Source organism: Microcystis protocystis FBCC-A270 (genome assembly GCF_050500235.1).
In the GTDB taxonomy this organism is placed as follows: Bacteria; Cyanobacteriota; Cyanobacteriia; order Cyanobacteriales; family Microcystaceae; genus Microcystis; species Microcystis ichthyoblabe_A.
Window position 1 is genome coordinate 489,585 of record NZ_CP191407.1, and the last position, 15,828, is coordinate 505,412.

General features: G+C 44.2%; 16 protein-coding genes. 10 read left to right on the forward strand and 6 right to left on the reverse strand.

The features are described from left to right. The first annotated feature begins 1 nt into the window (after window position 1). Complete coding sequence (locus ACQY1X_RS02320) at window positions 2–1,003, forward strand: hypothetical protein (RefSeq protein WP_046663498.1); 1,002 nt, start codon at window positions 2–4, stop codon at window positions 1,001–1,003. 232 nt (window positions 1,004–1,235) lie between these two features. Then, on the forward strand, window positions 1,236–2,294 hold the full coding sequence (locus tag ACQY1X_RS02325; RefSeq protein ID WP_430013889.1) for a D-alanine--D-alanine ligase family protein: 1,059 nt from the start codon (window positions 1,236–1,238) through the stop codon (window positions 2,292–2,294). Window positions 2,295–2,436: 142 nt separating this feature from the next. Here the strand turns inward: ACQY1X_RS02325 and ACQY1X_RS02330 are convergent, their stop codons facing one another. From ACQY1X_RS02330 to ACQY1X_RS02350, 5 genes are all read right to left on the reverse strand, one after another. Further along, on the reverse strand, window positions 2,437–3,180 hold the full coding sequence (locus ACQY1X_RS02330) for a Uma2 family endonuclease (RefSeq protein ID WP_002775607.1): 744 nt from the start codon (window positions 3,178–3,180) through the stop codon (window positions 2,437–2,439). A gap of 66 nt (window positions 3,181–3,246) precedes the next feature. Then, complete coding sequence (gene ribBA / locus ACQY1X_RS02335) at window positions 3,247–4,923, reverse strand: bifunctional 3,4-dihydroxy-2-butanone-4-phosphate synthase/GTP cyclohydrolase II (RefSeq protein ID WP_430015336.1); 1,677 nt, start codon at window positions 4,921–4,923, stop codon at window positions 3,247–3,249. Between the two features lie 137 nt (window positions 4,924–5,060). After that, the gene (locus tag ACQY1X_RS02340; protein ID WP_002736362.1) at window positions 5,061–5,939 is read right to left on the reverse strand and encodes a phycobilisome linker polypeptide; all 879 of its coding nucleotides are present in this window, start codon (window positions 5,937–5,939) and stop codon (window positions 5,061–5,063) included. 176 nt (window positions 5,940–6,115) lie between these two features. Further along, complete coding sequence (cpcA, locus tag ACQY1X_RS02345; RefSeq protein ID WP_103113198.1) at window positions 6,116–6,604, reverse strand: phycocyanin subunit alpha; 489 nt, start codon at window positions 6,602–6,604, stop codon at window positions 6,116–6,118. Between the two features lie 66 nt (window positions 6,605–6,670). Continuing rightward, entirely contained in the window at window positions 6,671–7,189 is a 519-nt protein-coding gene (locus ACQY1X_RS02350; RefSeq protein ID WP_002735500.1) for a phycocyanin subunit beta, read from the reverse strand. Between the two features lie 294 nt (window positions 7,190–7,483). Here ACQY1X_RS02350 and ACQY1X_RS02355 point away from each other — a divergent pair, with 294 nt between their 5' ends. From ACQY1X_RS02355 to ACQY1X_RS02390, 8 genes are all read left to right on the forward strand, one after another. Further along, window positions 7,484–7,675, forward strand: coding sequence for a hypothetical protein (locus ACQY1X_RS02355; protein WP_133158939.1), 192 nt, complete (start codon window positions 7,484–7,486; stop codon window positions 7,673–7,675). Window positions 7,676–7,824: 149 nt separating this feature from the next. Beyond that, a complete protein-coding gene (locus ACQY1X_RS02360) occupies window positions 7,825–9,048 on the forward strand; it encodes a M20 family metallopeptidase (RefSeq protein ID WP_430015720.1) in 1,224 nt (407 codons plus the stop codon). A gap of 79 nt (window positions 9,049–9,127) precedes the next feature. Beyond that, the gene (argB, locus tag ACQY1X_RS02365; protein ID WP_272105005.1) at window positions 9,128–10,015 is read left to right on the forward strand and encodes an acetylglutamate kinase; all 888 of its coding nucleotides are present in this window, start codon (window positions 9,128–9,130) and stop codon (window positions 10,013–10,015) included. A 168-nt stretch (window positions 10,016–10,183) separates the two neighbouring features. After that, a complete protein-coding gene (locus ACQY1X_RS02370; protein WP_002749922.1) occupies window positions 10,184–10,405 on the forward strand; it encodes a DUF4327 family protein in 222 nt (73 codons plus the stop codon). Window positions 10,406–10,448: 43 nt separating this feature from the next. Further along, window positions 10,449–11,669, forward strand: a complete 1,221-nt coding sequence (locus ACQY1X_RS02375; protein WP_430013890.1) for an efflux RND transporter periplasmic adaptor subunit — start codon at window positions 10,449–10,451, stop codon at window positions 11,667–11,669. Window positions 11,670–12,243: 574 nt separating this feature from the next. Next, window positions 12,244–13,884: a DNA methyltransferase gene (locus ACQY1X_RS02380; RefSeq protein WP_430013891.1), complete on the forward strand. Its 1,641-nt coding sequence runs from the start codon at window positions 12,244–12,246 to the stop codon at window positions 13,882–13,884. Window positions 13,885–14,141: 257 nt separating this feature from the next. After that, a complete protein-coding gene (locus tag ACQY1X_RS02385; RefSeq protein WP_002736470.1) occupies window positions 14,142–14,357 on the forward strand; it encodes a hypothetical protein in 216 nt (71 codons plus the stop codon). Next, window positions 14,354–14,773: a type II toxin-antitoxin system VapC family toxin gene (locus ACQY1X_RS02390; RefSeq protein WP_002736619.1), complete on the forward strand. Its 420-nt coding sequence runs from the start codon at window positions 14,354–14,356 to the stop codon at window positions 14,771–14,773. Before ACQY1X_RS02385 ends, ACQY1X_RS02390 begins: the two co-directional genes overlap by 4 nt. Before the next feature lie 177 nt (window positions 14,774–14,950). On the opposite strand, the gene ACQY1X_RS02395 is transcribed toward ACQY1X_RS02390, so the two are convergent. Next, complete coding sequence (locus tag ACQY1X_RS02395; protein ID WP_430015337.1) at window positions 14,951–15,733, reverse strand: hypothetical protein; 783 nt, start codon at window positions 15,731–15,733, stop codon at window positions 14,951–14,953. Between the last annotated feature and the right edge of the window lie 95 nt (window positions 15,734–15,828).

Consider the following 15,828-nt stretch of genomic DNA (forward strand, 5'->3'; position numbering starts at 1 on the left):
CATGCCTCAGAAAGCAAATACCTTCCTGATCCGGGATACCGAATTAGCTCAATGGTTTTCTATTACTCTTGAAAAACTAGAAAAAATTGTTGATATTTTTGATGCTGATCCTAATGATGATTGGGATTTAGTTGAAGGTGTCGATTATCAATTTGTCAACAAAAAAGATAAAGTTAGAGTGTTTTCTTTTGAAGGTGCTTTAAAAATTGCTTCCTATATCGAGAAGAATGAAAAGCGAGGAATTATATACAGATTTAGAGAATTTTTTACTAAGCACGATCAAAAAATTCGTCGCTCCTTAGCACGAAAATTAATTTTTGCTGAACTCACTGACTCCGGCGAAATTCAAGTTTATAAAGGACGGCCTATGATTCATAAACAGAGTTTGCGGCGAATTTTAAAAACTAATGGAACCAAGCTAAATAAAACCGTGAATCATCTTCAGCAAAGAACTGATAAACCTCTAGAATTAGGAGTAGATTTTTACGAAGATGAAAAAAGAGAGTTTTGGTTCTCTGAAAGTGGAATAGTGATGATTTCTAAATCCATGAGTGAAACTTTGACGAATAAATCGCGCCAAGAAATGTGTAAAATGATTGCAATGGAGTTTCCTCTTGCCTTTAAAGAAATTCAGGAAAATCTAGATGACGATACCAAACAAAAAATCGAGATTGAAAAGGCTAAAAAACGAGCTAAAACTAGAGATAAAAACACTTGTCAGGTGACAGGGCAAAAACCGGATAGAAATAATAAATTTAATCTCGCTGTCCATCATCTTTACTCTGCCCAGAAATATCCCCATCTAGCGACATTAGATCTGAATTTGGTGACTATTAAAGAAGAAATTCACCAAGAATTCCACGGTAACTTAGGGGGATTTCATCAACCTTGTACCATCGAGGATTTTATCGAATTCTTGCACGTTTACTATCCCGAACATCATGGTAATTTAGCCTTAAAACTTCAGAAAACTAAGAAAAAACTGGAAAAATTAGCTAAATAATCACTCAATTTCGGGGGGTGAATAGCTCCAAAGTGATTATCGATTTTTTTAGGGAAAGAACGACCACATCTCATCATGAGCGATAATTAATTTATCGAAAGTTTGGGTTAAAACTCCTATCTCACGAGGAACAGCCGCATCTAAATCATTGGCAACTATTGTCAACTCCGCCCATAGTATATATGATAGTTGAACTCTAATTTAGGATCTAGCTGGGTCTAGAGAGGATAATATGGATAAGATCAAGGTAGGATTGTTGTTTGGTGGTCGATCGGGAGAACACGAGGTATCTATCAATTCGGCTCGATCGATCCTGCAAGCTTTTAATTACCCCGAAAATCTTGACAAATACGCCGTTATCCCCTTCTATATCGATAAAAATGGCTGTTGGCATTCGGCAGCAACTGCTAGACAAATTTTAACCTCTGGGCAACCCCTAGCTATTGAGAGTAATATAAAAGTCAATATCTGGCAATTTCCTCCAGAAGTGAGCGAAATTGAGGTCTGGTTTCCAATTCTCCACGGACCGAATGGAGAAGATGGCACTTTACAAGGATTACTCACTCTCATGCGGGTTGCTTTTGTGGGTAGTGGGGTACTGGGTTCATGCCTAGGCATGGATAAAATTGCCATGAAAACTGCTTTTGCAGCCGCTGGATTACCCCAAGTTAAGTATAAGGCCATAACCCGCTCGCAAGTGTGGTCAAATGCCTGTGTTTTTCCGCAATTGTGCGATCAAATCGCCGAGGAAATAGGTTATCCTTGTTTTATTAAACCGGCTAATTTAGGTTCTTCGGTGGGTATTAGTAAAGCACGCAACCGGCAAGAATTAGAGGCTGCTTTAGATAGTGCTGCTAGTTATGATCGACGGATTATTGTTGAAGCAGGAGTAACCGCAAGGGAGATCGAATGTGCGGTTTTAGGTAATGATAATCCCCAAGCTTCTTTGGTGGGAGAAATTACTTTTGATAGTGATTTTTATGACTATGAAACTAAATATACTGATGGGCGATCGAGTATGGTGATTCCCGCTAATATTCCCGATAAAATTGCTAATCAAGTGCGAGAAATGGCTGTAGAAGCATTTAAAGCTGTGGATGCTGCGGGATTGTCGCGGGTGGATTTTTTCTATGTGGAAAAGACTGGGGAAGTGTTTCTCAATGAAATTAATACTCTGCCGGGGTTTACTAATTTTAGTATGTATCCCCAACTCTGGAAAGCCACCGGTTTAGAGTTTGATAAATTGGTCGATAAGTTGGTACAATTAGCCTTAGAAAGACAGGAAAAATAAGGTTAAATTACCACCATTTCTAGGATAGGAATTACCTATTAAATAGAAGATAAATTTTGTCTTTGATCCCCCCTTGATCCCCCCTTAATAAGGGGGGAAACTGACAATTTTTAACACCTAACTACTTAGAGATATTGATCAATCAGATAGTTTCGGGATCAATGCCCAATTCTCGTAATTTTTGGGCTAATCTTTCCCTTTCCAAGATAGCTTGTTCTTTTTCTAAAATAGCCTGTTCTTTTGCCTTTCGTTCCTGTTCCTTTTCTAAAAAAATCTGTTCCTTTGCTTGTCTTTGCTCTAATTCAGCTTCTTGGGGAGTGGGAACCAATTGACCATCGACGGTAAAATAACGCAATTTACGGTCAAATATGCCTAAATATAGTTCTAACTGTTCACTCCATAAATAGCCGTTTTCATTAGCAGCAATAGCCTGATATTGTCCCGCAATTAATCTAAATCCTTGCAGTTCTAAACTTTCAGGATCAAACCAGAAATAGTTAGGAGTCCGAAAGGTATTTTGATAGAGATTTTTCTTTTTATTGCGATCAATATTAGCAGTGGATGGGGAGAGAATTTCCACGATCACATTGGGATATTTACCCCCTTCTCCCCAAACCACCCAACTTTTGCGGGGACGTTTTTCTGTATCTAAAACCACAAAAAAATCAGGACCACAAAAATCACGTTTTTTTAGTTGTTCTTCGTTATAGTAGATGGTAAGATTACCCGAAGCGTAGTAATTAGTTCTTTGTTGCCATAACCTTTCTAAACAACCGATCAGAATTGTAATTTGTTGTAGATGTAGATCACTTTCCAAGGGTGGTTCATCACTCCATAAATCGGTGGGGGGACAGGTAACTTCCGGTAAAATGTCGAGAGTTGTCATAGTTTTTCCCCGTTACACTAGCTTTGTTTAATTATAACTGTTACGCTCTTTTCTGGTCATAGAAAACTAATTTTTTGCTGACTCACGAGTAAAACTGTAGATAATTTGGGTAGCTAATTGTGGTAATTGTAAGAAATCTTCATCGGACATTTTTTGACGATCGAGTTTCATTTGTAATCCCGTCATCGAATCGTCTCCGTCGGAAATTAAAAATTCTAAGCGTTCAATTTCCGACCAATCTTTAACGTCATTTAATATTTTGTCAATAACCAAAAGATAAGGATGGGAAGGATTTTTATACCAATTACTGCTGACACCCTGACGAATATCTAAACCTAAATGTACGATCAAAGGGGCGCGATCAAAAAGGGCATTGGCTACCGGTCGGGTTTCTTCTTGGAGAGATAATTGATTAGCGCGACTTAACTGCCGTAATTTCTCTAATTGATGATATCTTTGGGAAATTGACGGCGGATTTTCCCCCCAACTGAGAGCGATGGTGACTAGATAGGTTTGTAGGAATAGATGTCCTAACTTTTCCGCTTTTGTGGCCAGATAATTGGAATTATAATCATTAGCCTCGATCAGCAAAGGTACTCGCTCGACTATTTGCAAACCATAGCCTTTTAATCCGGCAATTTTACGCGGATTATTGGTAATTAAACGAATATTTCTCACCCCCAAATCGTTGAGCATTTGCGCTCCCATGCCGTAATCGCGCAAATCGGCGGGAAATCCTAACCTTTCGTTGGCTTCCACCGTATCTAATCCTATATCCTGTAAAGAATAGGCTTTTAGCTTATTAATTAAACCAATTCCCCGGCCTTCCTGTCGCAGGTAAACCACCACCCCCAAACCGTTGTTTTCAATCATTTTTAAGGCACTTTGTAACTGTTGCCGACAATCGCAACGCAAGGATCCCAAAGCATCCCCAGTCAGGCATTCTGAGTGCATTCGTACCATTACAGGTTGATCATCAAAGAGAGCGGGATCGCCTTTCACAATAGCGATATGTTCGGTTTGATCTAATAAATTTCGGTAGGCATAAAGCTGAAAAGTGCCGAATTGACTGGGAAAATCACAGACTGTTTCCCGATGGACAAAGCGATCGTGTTTTAAGCGATAACTGATCAGATCGGCAATGCTGATTAACTTTAAATTATGTTGACGAGCGTATTCAAATAGTTGCGGTAAACGGGCCATGGAACCGTCGGGATTTTGGATCTCACAGATAACTCCCGCCGGATACAACCCGGCTAACCGAGCTAGATCCACGGCTGCCTCCGTATGACCGGCGCGTTTTAAGACTCCACCGGCTTTAGCACGAATCGGGAAGACATGACCGGGACGGGTGAGATCGTCGGGACGAGTGACTGGATTAATGGCAACTTGTACGGTTTTCGCCCGATCTTCTGCTGAAATGCCAGTTTTAACCCCTAAGTGGGGAGCAGCATCGATGCTAACAGTAAAAGCGGTTTGATTGCTATCGGTGTTTTTTGTCACCATCAAGGGTAATTCGAGAGCATCAAGACGCTCTCCCGTCATTGCCAGACAGATTAAACCGCGAGCTTGCACTGCCATGAAGTTAATCAGATCGGGGGTGGCAAATTGGGCCGCACAGATTAGATCTCCTTCATTTTCGCGATTCTCATCATCAACTACTACAATAGCCCGTCCGGCTTTGATTTCCGCTAAGGCAGTATCGATAGAGTCAAAAGCGATCGAAGTGACAGTCACAGGCATTAAAACGATAGAACTATTTTCATTCTACAGGTTTGCTCGATCTGCTGAGGTTCAATTTCTGTCAGTTCCCTAGAAAGAAGTCTCCCGGTGAACCTGACGGCTGCCCGGGAGACTTTTAGTTATCTTAAGCTAGAAAATTAGTTCAAACTAGCGGGGGTGATGCTGGCAACTTTGCCACCGAGACGGTTGATCTGTTGCAGGGTGTTATTTAACTGTTCAAAGGGGACGATAATCGCTTTGCTACTGCGACGGACACGGGGATAACCTGGTTTGCTAATAGCGGCAATTTCCACGCGATAGAGCTTACCCACATCACCATAGGCCACACTACCACCCAGAGCTTTACTGGGGGTGTTGCGTTGAGCAGAGGGACGATAGGCCCAACCATCGCTGCCACCGGAGGGACCGACTACTGCCGAAGCACCGTTTTGAGCTAATTCCACCGCTAAACGGGAGGTTTTGCCGGCAATCTGAGAGCGATCGCTGTTGGCATAACCGCGATAGAGTTGGAACATCCGGGTAAATCCCACGGTTTTTTGACCGGGTTGGCTGGCAAAACCACGATAGTAGGGAACAATACTATCGCCGAAGTTTTCGGTATATTCGGCGGAATCGATATAGGAGTCGATATCGGCCTCGAATCCTTTGTTTTCGTAGAGATCGAGGTGATAGACCACTTCCGACTCATCGTAGGGAGCGCGACCTAAAAGATGTTTGATATTAAGTTCGATGACGCGGGTTTGGAAGTTACCGTAGAAGAATTTGTTCTTATACAGTTCCGATTTGGCCACGGCGCGGACGAATTCCCGCACGGTGATCGAACCGTTGCAGAGTAAGGATTCGGCACTGGTAAGGCGCTCGGAACGCATGATATAGTCATTGCCTAGCACCTGACGATAGACGGCGCGAATAACCGCCTGTGCGTCGTCACGGGACCAATCGGGACGTAATTCCACGGGAGCAACCTCGCTAAAAGCGGTTGTCCCTAAACGGGAAGCTGAGGTAGTAATTGCCACTAAAGTTCTCCTACAAAAAAATGATCATTTTCTGACCCCTCAAAACTAGGGGAGGATCAGTTCGATTACCTGGCCGCCTTGACGATGGATATAACAAGGTCTGGAAGAACAGGTGATTGCTAACCCTTTTGCTAACAACCTCCTGTCTTTCCAGACCAGCAGTTTTTTCGATTGGACTAGCTGAGAGCGTTGATAGCGTAGTCGATATAGGAGTTGGCTTCTACCGCAGGGTCGCCACTTAAACCATGGTTGGCTTTGATGTATTTGAGGGCTTCGATGTACCAGCTAGGAGACAGGTCGAAGGTGCGGTTGATTTCGTCGATACCAGCGATGAGGTACTCGTCCATCGGACCGGTTCCACCAGCAACTAAGCAGTAGGTCACCATGCGGAGGTAGTAACCGATGTCACGAGCGCATTTTTCTTTACCGCGTTGATCCGCCGCAAAGTTAGCCCCTTGCATTTGGGTGGTGTAGGGGTACTTGTTGTACACGGCTTGAGCAGCACCAGAGATCAAAGAATTGGCTCTTTCGGTCAACACTTTAGCGGCGCTGAGGCCAGCAGAAGCTTGACGAAAACGACCGAAAGCAGTTTGGATTTCGGTGCTGCTTAAGAAACGACCTTGAGAATCAGCGGCTGCTACGGCTTCGGTAAGGGGGGTTTTCATTTTTTGGTATCTCCCAATAATCTTGCAATAAGTTTCCTACGGTTTAATTGAGACTAGCCCCAGGGACTAGGCGACAGCAGCGGCGGCGCGGTCGAAGTAGCTGGCAATTTCAGACATTAAAGCACTGCAATCGCCGGGGGTGATACCGTTGCGATCGTTAGCAATGGATAAAGCAGCTTCTTTCATTTTGCTTACGCCAGCAGCTACGGAAGCTCCTGGTACTCCCAAAGCTACATAGGTTTCGCGCAGACCATTTAAGCAACGATCATCGAGAACACTGCCGTCGCCAGAGAAGGTAGCGTAGGTAACATAGCGCAAGATGATTTCCATGTCGCGTAAGCAAGCGGCCATACGACGGCTGGTGTAGGCATTACCACCGGGGGTGATCAGTTGGGGCTGTTCAGCGAACAGGCTACGAGCGGCGTTGGCAACGATGGTGGAAGCGTTACTGGTGATCCGGTTAACAGAGTCCATCCGTTTGTTGCTGTCGGCAACCATGGCGCTGAGAGCGTCTAGTTGCGAAGAGCTTAAATATTCGCCACGAGCATCAGCTTGGGATACTACCCGGGTGAATGCGTCAAACATTGTGACAATCTCCTAAATTTAAATGGGATTTGCTTGCAATTAAAATTTTCCCTCTTAAGGGATTTCACGGTGAGTCTGGACGAGCCTTGACCGTGATTGTTGCGATTTACTTCAAGAAACCTGAAAAAACTTCACGGCTCTCTCATAAATCACCTAAGGAGGTTAAACAAGTATCCAGCTTAACTTTTGTCTGTTATCTTGGCCCCTCAAGTTAAATTTATACACTGCTGTCGAAACTTTGTTTGTTACATATTATTAAGTTTTTTGCTGTCTTTTTGTAACGGTCACTTAACAATGACTCGATCGAGTTGGTCATCAATTCCTGACATGGCTCAAAGCCTCTCACCGTCAGGAAATCAGAGACAGCAAGGCTTTAAGGGTATAAAGGGCAGCAAGATAGAAAATTTAAGCTTTTTTTTATATTTTCCCGCTTTCCCTTCCCCTATTGCCCAAGGATTGCCCTTTCCGGCGCTCAAATTACGATGAAGTTTTGTAAAGAAGGGTGTGGGGAGTGGGGTGTGGGGTGTGGGGAGAACAAAGCTGTCTCCTGTCTCCTGTCTCCTGCCTCCTGCCTCCTGTGGCTCCTGAAGTTAAACTAGAAACCAGTGATCAAAAAAACTAGCCGTCCGAACCCGATGATTTCCTCCTTTCCTGTCCCCAATAGCTTAAATTGCCCTCAAATTCGCCTTGCTATTCGTTCTCTACAGCCGCAATTAGTCCACTGGCGCCGACAAATACACCAAAAACCAGAACTAGGCTTTCAAGAACATCTCACCGCCTCCTTAATCAGTCAAACCCTGACTAAATACGGAATTGACCATCAAACCGGTATCGCCGGCACCGGAATTGTCGCCACCATCGCAGGCAGTCAACCGGGGCCAGTTTTAGCCCTGCGGGCTGATATGGATGCACTACCGATCGCCGAAGAAAACCAAGTCCCCTATCGTTCCCAACATCCGGGCCAAATGCACGCCTGTGGTCACGATGGTCACACAGCGATCGCCCTCGGTACAGCAGTTTACCTAGCACAAAACCGTCACGATGTCAAGGGGATAGTAAAAATTATTTTCCAACCCGCCGAAGAGGGGCCGGGGGGGGCGAAACCGATGATCGAAGCGGGAGTGCTGAAAAATCCCGACGTGGAGGGAATTATCGGGCTACACCTCTGGAATAATCTGCCTTTAGGGACAGTGGGCGTAAAAAATGGGCCTTTAATGGCGGCGGTGGAATGTTTCGATCTCCAGATTCAAGGCCGGGGAGGCCACGGGGCAATTCCCCATCAAACCGTCGATTCACTACTGGTGGCGGCCCAAATCGTCAACGCCTTGCAAACCATCGTCGCCCGCAACCTTAACCCCCTCGATGCCGCCGTGGTGACTGTGGGTAAATTAGCGGCGGGAAGCGCTAGAAACGTGATCGCCGATAGTGCTAATCTCAGTGGGACGGTGCGCTATTTCAATCCCCAGTTAGGGGGCTATTTCCGAGAACGGATGGAAGAAATTATCGCGGGCATCTGTCAAAGTCACGGGGCCAGTTATCAATTCGATTACTGGCAATTGTATCCCCCGGTAATCAATCATGATCGGATGGCGGAATTAGTGCGCTCCATCGCCGCACAAGTGGTGGAAACCCCAGCCGGAATCGTTCCCGAATGTCAAACCATGGGAGGGGAAGATATGTCCTTCTTTTTACAGGAAGTACCGGGCTGTTATTTCTTCTTGGGATCCGCCAATCCCGAATTAGGATTAGCCTATCCCCACCATCATCCCCGTTTTGATTTTGATGAATCGGTGTTAACCATGGGAGTCGAGATTTTTGTCCGTTGTGTCGAAAAATTCTGTAGTTCTAAGACTTTCTAGCAATCCGTTCAAGGTGAACAGTTTTTGTCAAACCCGAAACCGCTAAACTGGTCACTGAATCAGACAGGTAAAAAAACGCATGAATAATAATATCCAGGAAAACGATGCCCAACGGGTGAAAATCCTCAGCGAAGCCCTACCCTATATACAAGAATTTCGCGGTCGTACTGTCGTGGTTAAATACGGTGGTGCGGCCATGAATAACAGCGATATCAAAGACACGGTCATGCGAGATATCGTTTTTCTCTCCTGTGTGGGGGTTCGTCCCGTGATTGTCCACGGTGGCGGTCCTGAAATCAATAGTTGGCTGGATAAATTGGGCATTGAACCCCAATTTAAAGACGGTTTACGCGTCACCGATGCCGCCACCATGGATGTGGTAGAAATGGTGCTGGTGGGGCGCGTCAATAAAGAAATTGTGGCCCTGATCAATCAAGCCGGCGGTAAAGCGGTAGGATTATGCGGTAAGGATGGTAGTCTGATCACTGCTCGTCCCGTGGGTAAAGAGGGCATTGGTTTTGTGGGAGAAGTGAGCAGTGTCGATACTAGCGTCGTCGAATCCTTGGTCAATAGTGGCTATATTCCCGTGATTTCTAGTGTGGCCGCCGATGAAACCGGCCAAGCTCATAATATCAATGCCGATACGGTAGCCGGAGAAATAGCGGCGGCTTTAGGGGCGGCTAAACTGATTTTGATGACCGATACAGCCGGAATTTTAGAGAATTACAAGGATCCTTCCACTTTATTGGCTAAATTAGATATCCAACAAGCCCGGGAGTTGATTCAAAAAGGTATCGTTGCCGGCGGGATGATTCCCAAAGTTGGCTGCTGTGTGCGATCGCTGGCTCAGGGAGTTCAGGCCGCTCATATTATCGATGGTCGTCTTCCCCACGCCCTTTTACTGGAAATTTTCACCGATCGAGGCATCGGTTCCATGATTGTGGCCTCCGGTTATACTAATCTATAGTAGTAATTACCGTACTTTTGGTTAAAAAGACTTGCCCAAAACCACAGATATGGTGTAAAAGTAAGTTAATAAACGCGCTTCTCGCTCCTTTGTAATGGCAAAAGTCTTAGTCTTGAGTTAGTTTAGTCGGGAAGCGCAAAATCCGAAGTATTCATAGCAATTGAATTTATGACCAAACAAGCTGTAGCTCACCCGATGGTGAAGTTTCAACGCAAGGCTAGCAAGTGGATAGATGCAAAAGTAGTCAAACCTAGCGATAGTATCTGGAAACTGGCTCTTTTATACGGAGATGAGTGGGGATACTGGAAGCAAGAGCTGCTCGATTTCGGTTTCTCCATGCAAGACCCTCTCAGCGAAGTGGTAGCGGTAGAAGCTTGGGACGAGGAATAAGCGACCATCGACTCAAAAGCAGCTTTCTAGCAAGATTATCGCCATGGGATCGACTCCGATTATCCTTTCCGCTCTGGTTATTTTATCCTTAAGCGCGAGTTGTTCTCCCGGGACCGAAACCCAACCACCGTCACCAGCGGCCCGTACTACTACCGTCAACGTCACCACCGCTAAACTGGCAACCATCGGACGCAATCTCGATTACACGGGAACTACCCGACCTTTAAAAGTAGTTTCTCTGCGATCGCAAGCCACCGGTCAGTTACTTAATCTCGTCGTCGATGTGGGAGATGAGGTGCAATTAGGACAAATCCTCGCTCATGTTGATGATCGTCTCCTTGCCACCGTTGTCCGGCAAGAAAAAGCCGCCCTGTCCGCCCTAGAAGCGGAATTAGCCCGGGCGAGAATTGAAGTCAGTAACGCTGAAATTGAAGTGGAGCGCCTACAACTACAATACCAACAGGCCAAAAATGATGGCGAGCGCCTGCAAAAATTAGCCCTAGAAGGAGCGATTCCCCTGCAACAGGGCGAAACAGCCCAAACCACGGCGGCAGTGGCTTTAAAAGCCGTTAATAGCGCGAGATCGAGAATTAAAGTCGAGGAACAGGTGGTGGCGGCAATTATCGGCAGAATTGCCGCCCAAAAATCGGTCATCGCTCAGGAACAACAACGTCAGGCCTACGCTATTCTTAAATCACCGGCGACGGGGATAGTTATCGAAAAACTAAAAGAGCCGGGGGATTTAGTCAGTATCGGCGATGAAGTCCTCAAAATTGGTGATTTTCAACAGGTCAAGGTAGTAGTATTATTATCGGAATTGGATTTAAAAACGATTAATTTAGGACAAACGGTTAATGTCAGCCTTGATGCTTTCGGTGAGAGAAATTTTTCCGGTCGCATCAACAGGATTTTTCCCCTCAGCCAAGGCACGGCCCGGCGGATTCCCGTGGAGATTACTCTACCCAATGGGGATGGTTTAATTAAAGGGGGATTATTGGCCCGGGTGCGGTTTAATAATAATTCTGCCCCTCAGGTGATTGTCCCCGAAACAGCAATTGTCAGTCAGGGGGAATCCCCAGCCATTTTCGTCCTTTCCGAGTCTAACTCGCAAGTGCAAAAACGTCCCGTTCGTCTCGGTCAAGCGCTCGACGGTCAAGTAGAAATTATCACCGGACTTGAACCGGGGGAGCGTTTCGTCGTTAATAGTAGTAAACCTTTGCAAAATGGCGAAAAAGTCCGGGTCAGTATCCTGAGTAATCCTTGATTAGTTGGGGATTGCTAAGTAGTTAGGTATTAAAAACTGTCAGATTACCCCCCTTATCAAGGGGGATCCCCCCGCCTATCGGCACCCCCCTTATCAAGGGGGGCAGGGGGGATCAAACCCCCCTTATCAAGGGGGATCCCCCCGCCTATCGGCACCCCCCTTATCAAGGGGGGCAGGGGGGATCAAACCCCCCTTATCAAGGGGGATCCCCCCGCCTATCGGCACCCCCCTTATCAAGGGGGATCCCCCCGCCTATCGGCACCCCCCTTATCAAGGGGGGACTAAGGGGGGATCAAACCTAAAATCCATTTTTAATTTAATTATAACCAGCTACTTAATTCCTCTTGACAAAATCCCAGCACTTGACATATACTTATTTATATAATAGGAATCCGTGCCTGCCTGCGACCCCCTCATTTTCAGGCAAGATAGACTTAAGAAAATTAAATTTTGAGCGCACATGATGCGCTTCTACTATTGGTACAATCATATTATTCTCTGGAGCGATTGCATTCGTCCTCTTTAAGGGGGAATAATAATACAATTGAGAATGCAGTCAATCCCCCCAATCTCTATGGTCAATAAACTATACTACGGTGATAACCTAGAAGTGCTGCGGAAATATATCAAAGATGAATCGATCGATCTTTGTTATATCGATCCACCCTTTAATTCTAAACGCAATTACAACCAAATTTATAACAACTTAGGCAAGGAAGATCAAGCACAAGCACAAGCGTTTGTAGATACCTGGACATGGGATAATCACGCTAACGAAGCTTTAGAAGAAATTCAAAGCAACTATCAAGGTAAATTTACCAGTCAGACTATCGATTTAATTGACGGTTTAACCAAAGTTTTAGGTAAAGGTAGTCTTCTCGCTTATCTGGTGAGTATGACTCTGAGGATCGTGGAAATCCATCGAGTTTTAAAATCTACCGGTAGCTTTTATCTCCACTGCGATCCTACTGCTAGTCATTATTTAAAAATAGTTTTAGATACTATTTTTTGCTCTCAGGGGGGTGATTATATTGCTGAAATTACTTGGGAAAGAACATCTGCTCATTCAGATTCCAAGACTTTTGCTAATACCACTGATGTTATTTTTTTATATTCCAAGCGAATTTTGATGTTTAATCAACAATTTAAGCCATATTCAGAAGAATATCTGAAAAAATATTATAAGCATCAAGATGGCAAAGGAAGATTTTTAGATAGAGATTTGACTGCTGGTGGACTGTCAGGTGGTGGTTATAACTATGATTGGAAAGGAATTAAAAAGCTGTGGAGATGCCCTATAGAAACAATGCAGAAATACGAAGAACAAAATAAATTATATTACACAAGAAATGGTACTCCTAGATTAAAGCAGTATTTAGAAGAAATGCCTGGAGTACCACTGACAAATTTATGGAATGATATTCCTCCAATTAACTCACAAGCATCTGAAAGATTAGGATATCCCACACAAAAACCGGAGGCATTGTTAGAAAGAATAATCAAAGCAAGTAGTAATAAAGGAGACATAATTTTAGATGCCTATTGTGGGTGTGGAACGACTATCGCTGTAGCAGAGAGATTAGAGAGAAACTGGATTGGAATTGATATAACCTATCAGAGTATTAGCTTAATGTTAAAGCGATTAGAGGACTCCTTTGGTAAAAATGTTTTAGATAAAATTGAACTGAATGGTATTCCCAAAGATATAGAATCAGCCAAAGCATTAGCCACTAAACCCGATGATCGTACCCGCAAAGAATTTGAGAAATGGGCGGTTTTAACCTATAGTAATAACCGGGCTGTGATTAATGACAAAAAAGGGGCAGATAAAGGAATCGATGCTATTGCCTATTTTCAGGGAGATAAAGACAATCGGGAGAAAATTATTTTTCAAGTAAAATCTGGTAATGTCAAATCAGGAGACATCAGAGATCTACAGGGAACTATGACACTACAAGGGGCAGCCCTGGGTATATTTATCACCTTGAAACCCCCTAGCAAAGATATGGTTCAAACAGCCAAATCTGCGGGAATTTATCGCGGTCGTTACATGAGTCAAAGTGTGGATAAAATTGAGATTGTGACGGTACAAGAAATCCTTGAACAGAAAAAACGTCTCGATGTTATCCTCACCTTTGAAGTCCTGAAAGCTGCCGAAAAACAAAGGGAAACCCAAGGACAACAAATGAGTTTAGATATACCCTTTCCCGAATAAAACTCTTTTTGTTATTTTTGGGGATAGGGTGTTAAAAAGTTCCAAACCGACCCTAAGGAAGATATTCCCTGTAGAATGCTAGATTATGCCACCAGACTCTATTGACGCTATCCCCATAAACCTATCCATTCAGTGGTTATTTATCGGGTGCATCTCATATTTTTGGCTCTCTCGTAAATTATTCTATTAAGTGCTATAATTTTATTGATGAAAGAATTTTTGCTGGTAGCTAGTTAAGCTTAGAAGGAGTTGATATTATGTTAGTTAAAGGAATTAAAAAAGGCAAAAATATTGAGTTATTAGAGGAAGTTGATTTTCCTGATAATGAAGAGGTATTAGTGGAAATTAGAGAGGTTAATGATTTTTGGTCAACCTTGCAAGATTTTAGGCAAAGAGTAGATTTGGCAAGTCTTGATGATGATACTTTTGATAATTTACGCGACAATTCAACGGGGAGAGATGTTCGTTTATGACTCTCAAATATTTGCTAGATACTAATATTTTGTCAGAGGCTAAACGACCTCACCCGAATCAGAAGGTCATGACGAAGCTAAGATTATCTAAACGGGAAATAGCCACAGCTACTCTGGTAATCCATGAGCTATTATTTGGTTGTTTTCGACTTCCTCTGTCTAAAAAACGCCAAGACTTAGAGGATTATGTAAATAACGTTATTTTAGCCAATCTACCTTTATTCGATTATGACTTAAAATCAGCCCAATATCACGCACGGGAAAGGTCAAGGCTGTCTAAAGTCGGTAAAAGTCCTGCTTTTGTTGATGGTCAAATAGCGTCTATTGCTTTTACAAACAATTTGAGTTTAGTTACCAATAATGTTGATGATTTTAAAGATTTTAAGGGTTTAATGATTGAAAATTGGTTTATCTAATCTGTAATTGTTCTGTGTTAAGTAGCTGGTTATAATTAAATTAAAAATGGATTTTAGGTTCGATCCCCCCTGCCCCCCTTGATAAGGGGGGTGCCGATCCCCCCTGCCCCCCTTGATAAGGGGGGCATCTGACAACTTTTAACGCCTACCTACTTAATACTCGATAAATCATTTCAGCTAAAAAGGTCTGGGGTGAATAATCTTAGCCGTCACCTTTCCCACCCCATAATGCTCCCCCAGAAAGGTAATCACCGCATGAAAGAGATTTTTTGTTGTGGGCGGAAAATAGTTGTAAGGCCATAAAAAAACGTTGAAAGGCCGCGCTCCCAGTTGCTCTCTATATCTAAAAGTATCTCGCTCCGACAAACTCACCACCGCACCGAGTCTTTGGGCCAGGGCGATACAGTTCTGAAAATTTTGGGTGGCATAACATTGAACGTCAAGCTGATTGCACCGACCGCGCTTGACTAAATCCGCCTGAAATGGCTGAATGCTGCAAAAAATCGGTTTCTGGTACTGAAAATCTAGAGACTGGAACTCCTCCTCCGAATAATGGGCAAAAAAATGGTCATCGACCTGAATCCCATCGCCATGGCGAGCCTCGTGGATCAGTCCGGCGACGGTCAGGGAACGATACTGGGGCGACTGAACCCAGACCACCGGCATTAACTTGTACTCTCGCGCCTCCCAAGTCACCCGCCGCTGTACCTCATCGGACACCCCCCGAAAATCCAGGAAGACCACCTTATAGTTTTGGCTTTGGATGTCTTTCATGACCTGGCCGAGGGTATTAGTGGAGGAATAAAACCGAATTTGAGGTTGAGAAAGCCAAGTTCCATTGGGAACTCCGGCGATCGCTAATCCTGGACAGAGGCATCCCCACAAAGTTGCCACCCAAATTGCCGTTTTCTGAGATAGTCGTCGGTACTCCCCGGTCATTAACCTATCCATTGTTCGCATCTTCCCTCCGATTTTTCCACTCCGCTCTACATACTGTAATTCTCAATCCGCCCATTTCTCCATTTTCTCTCCCTGTTGATAGAGTTCTTGGCAGT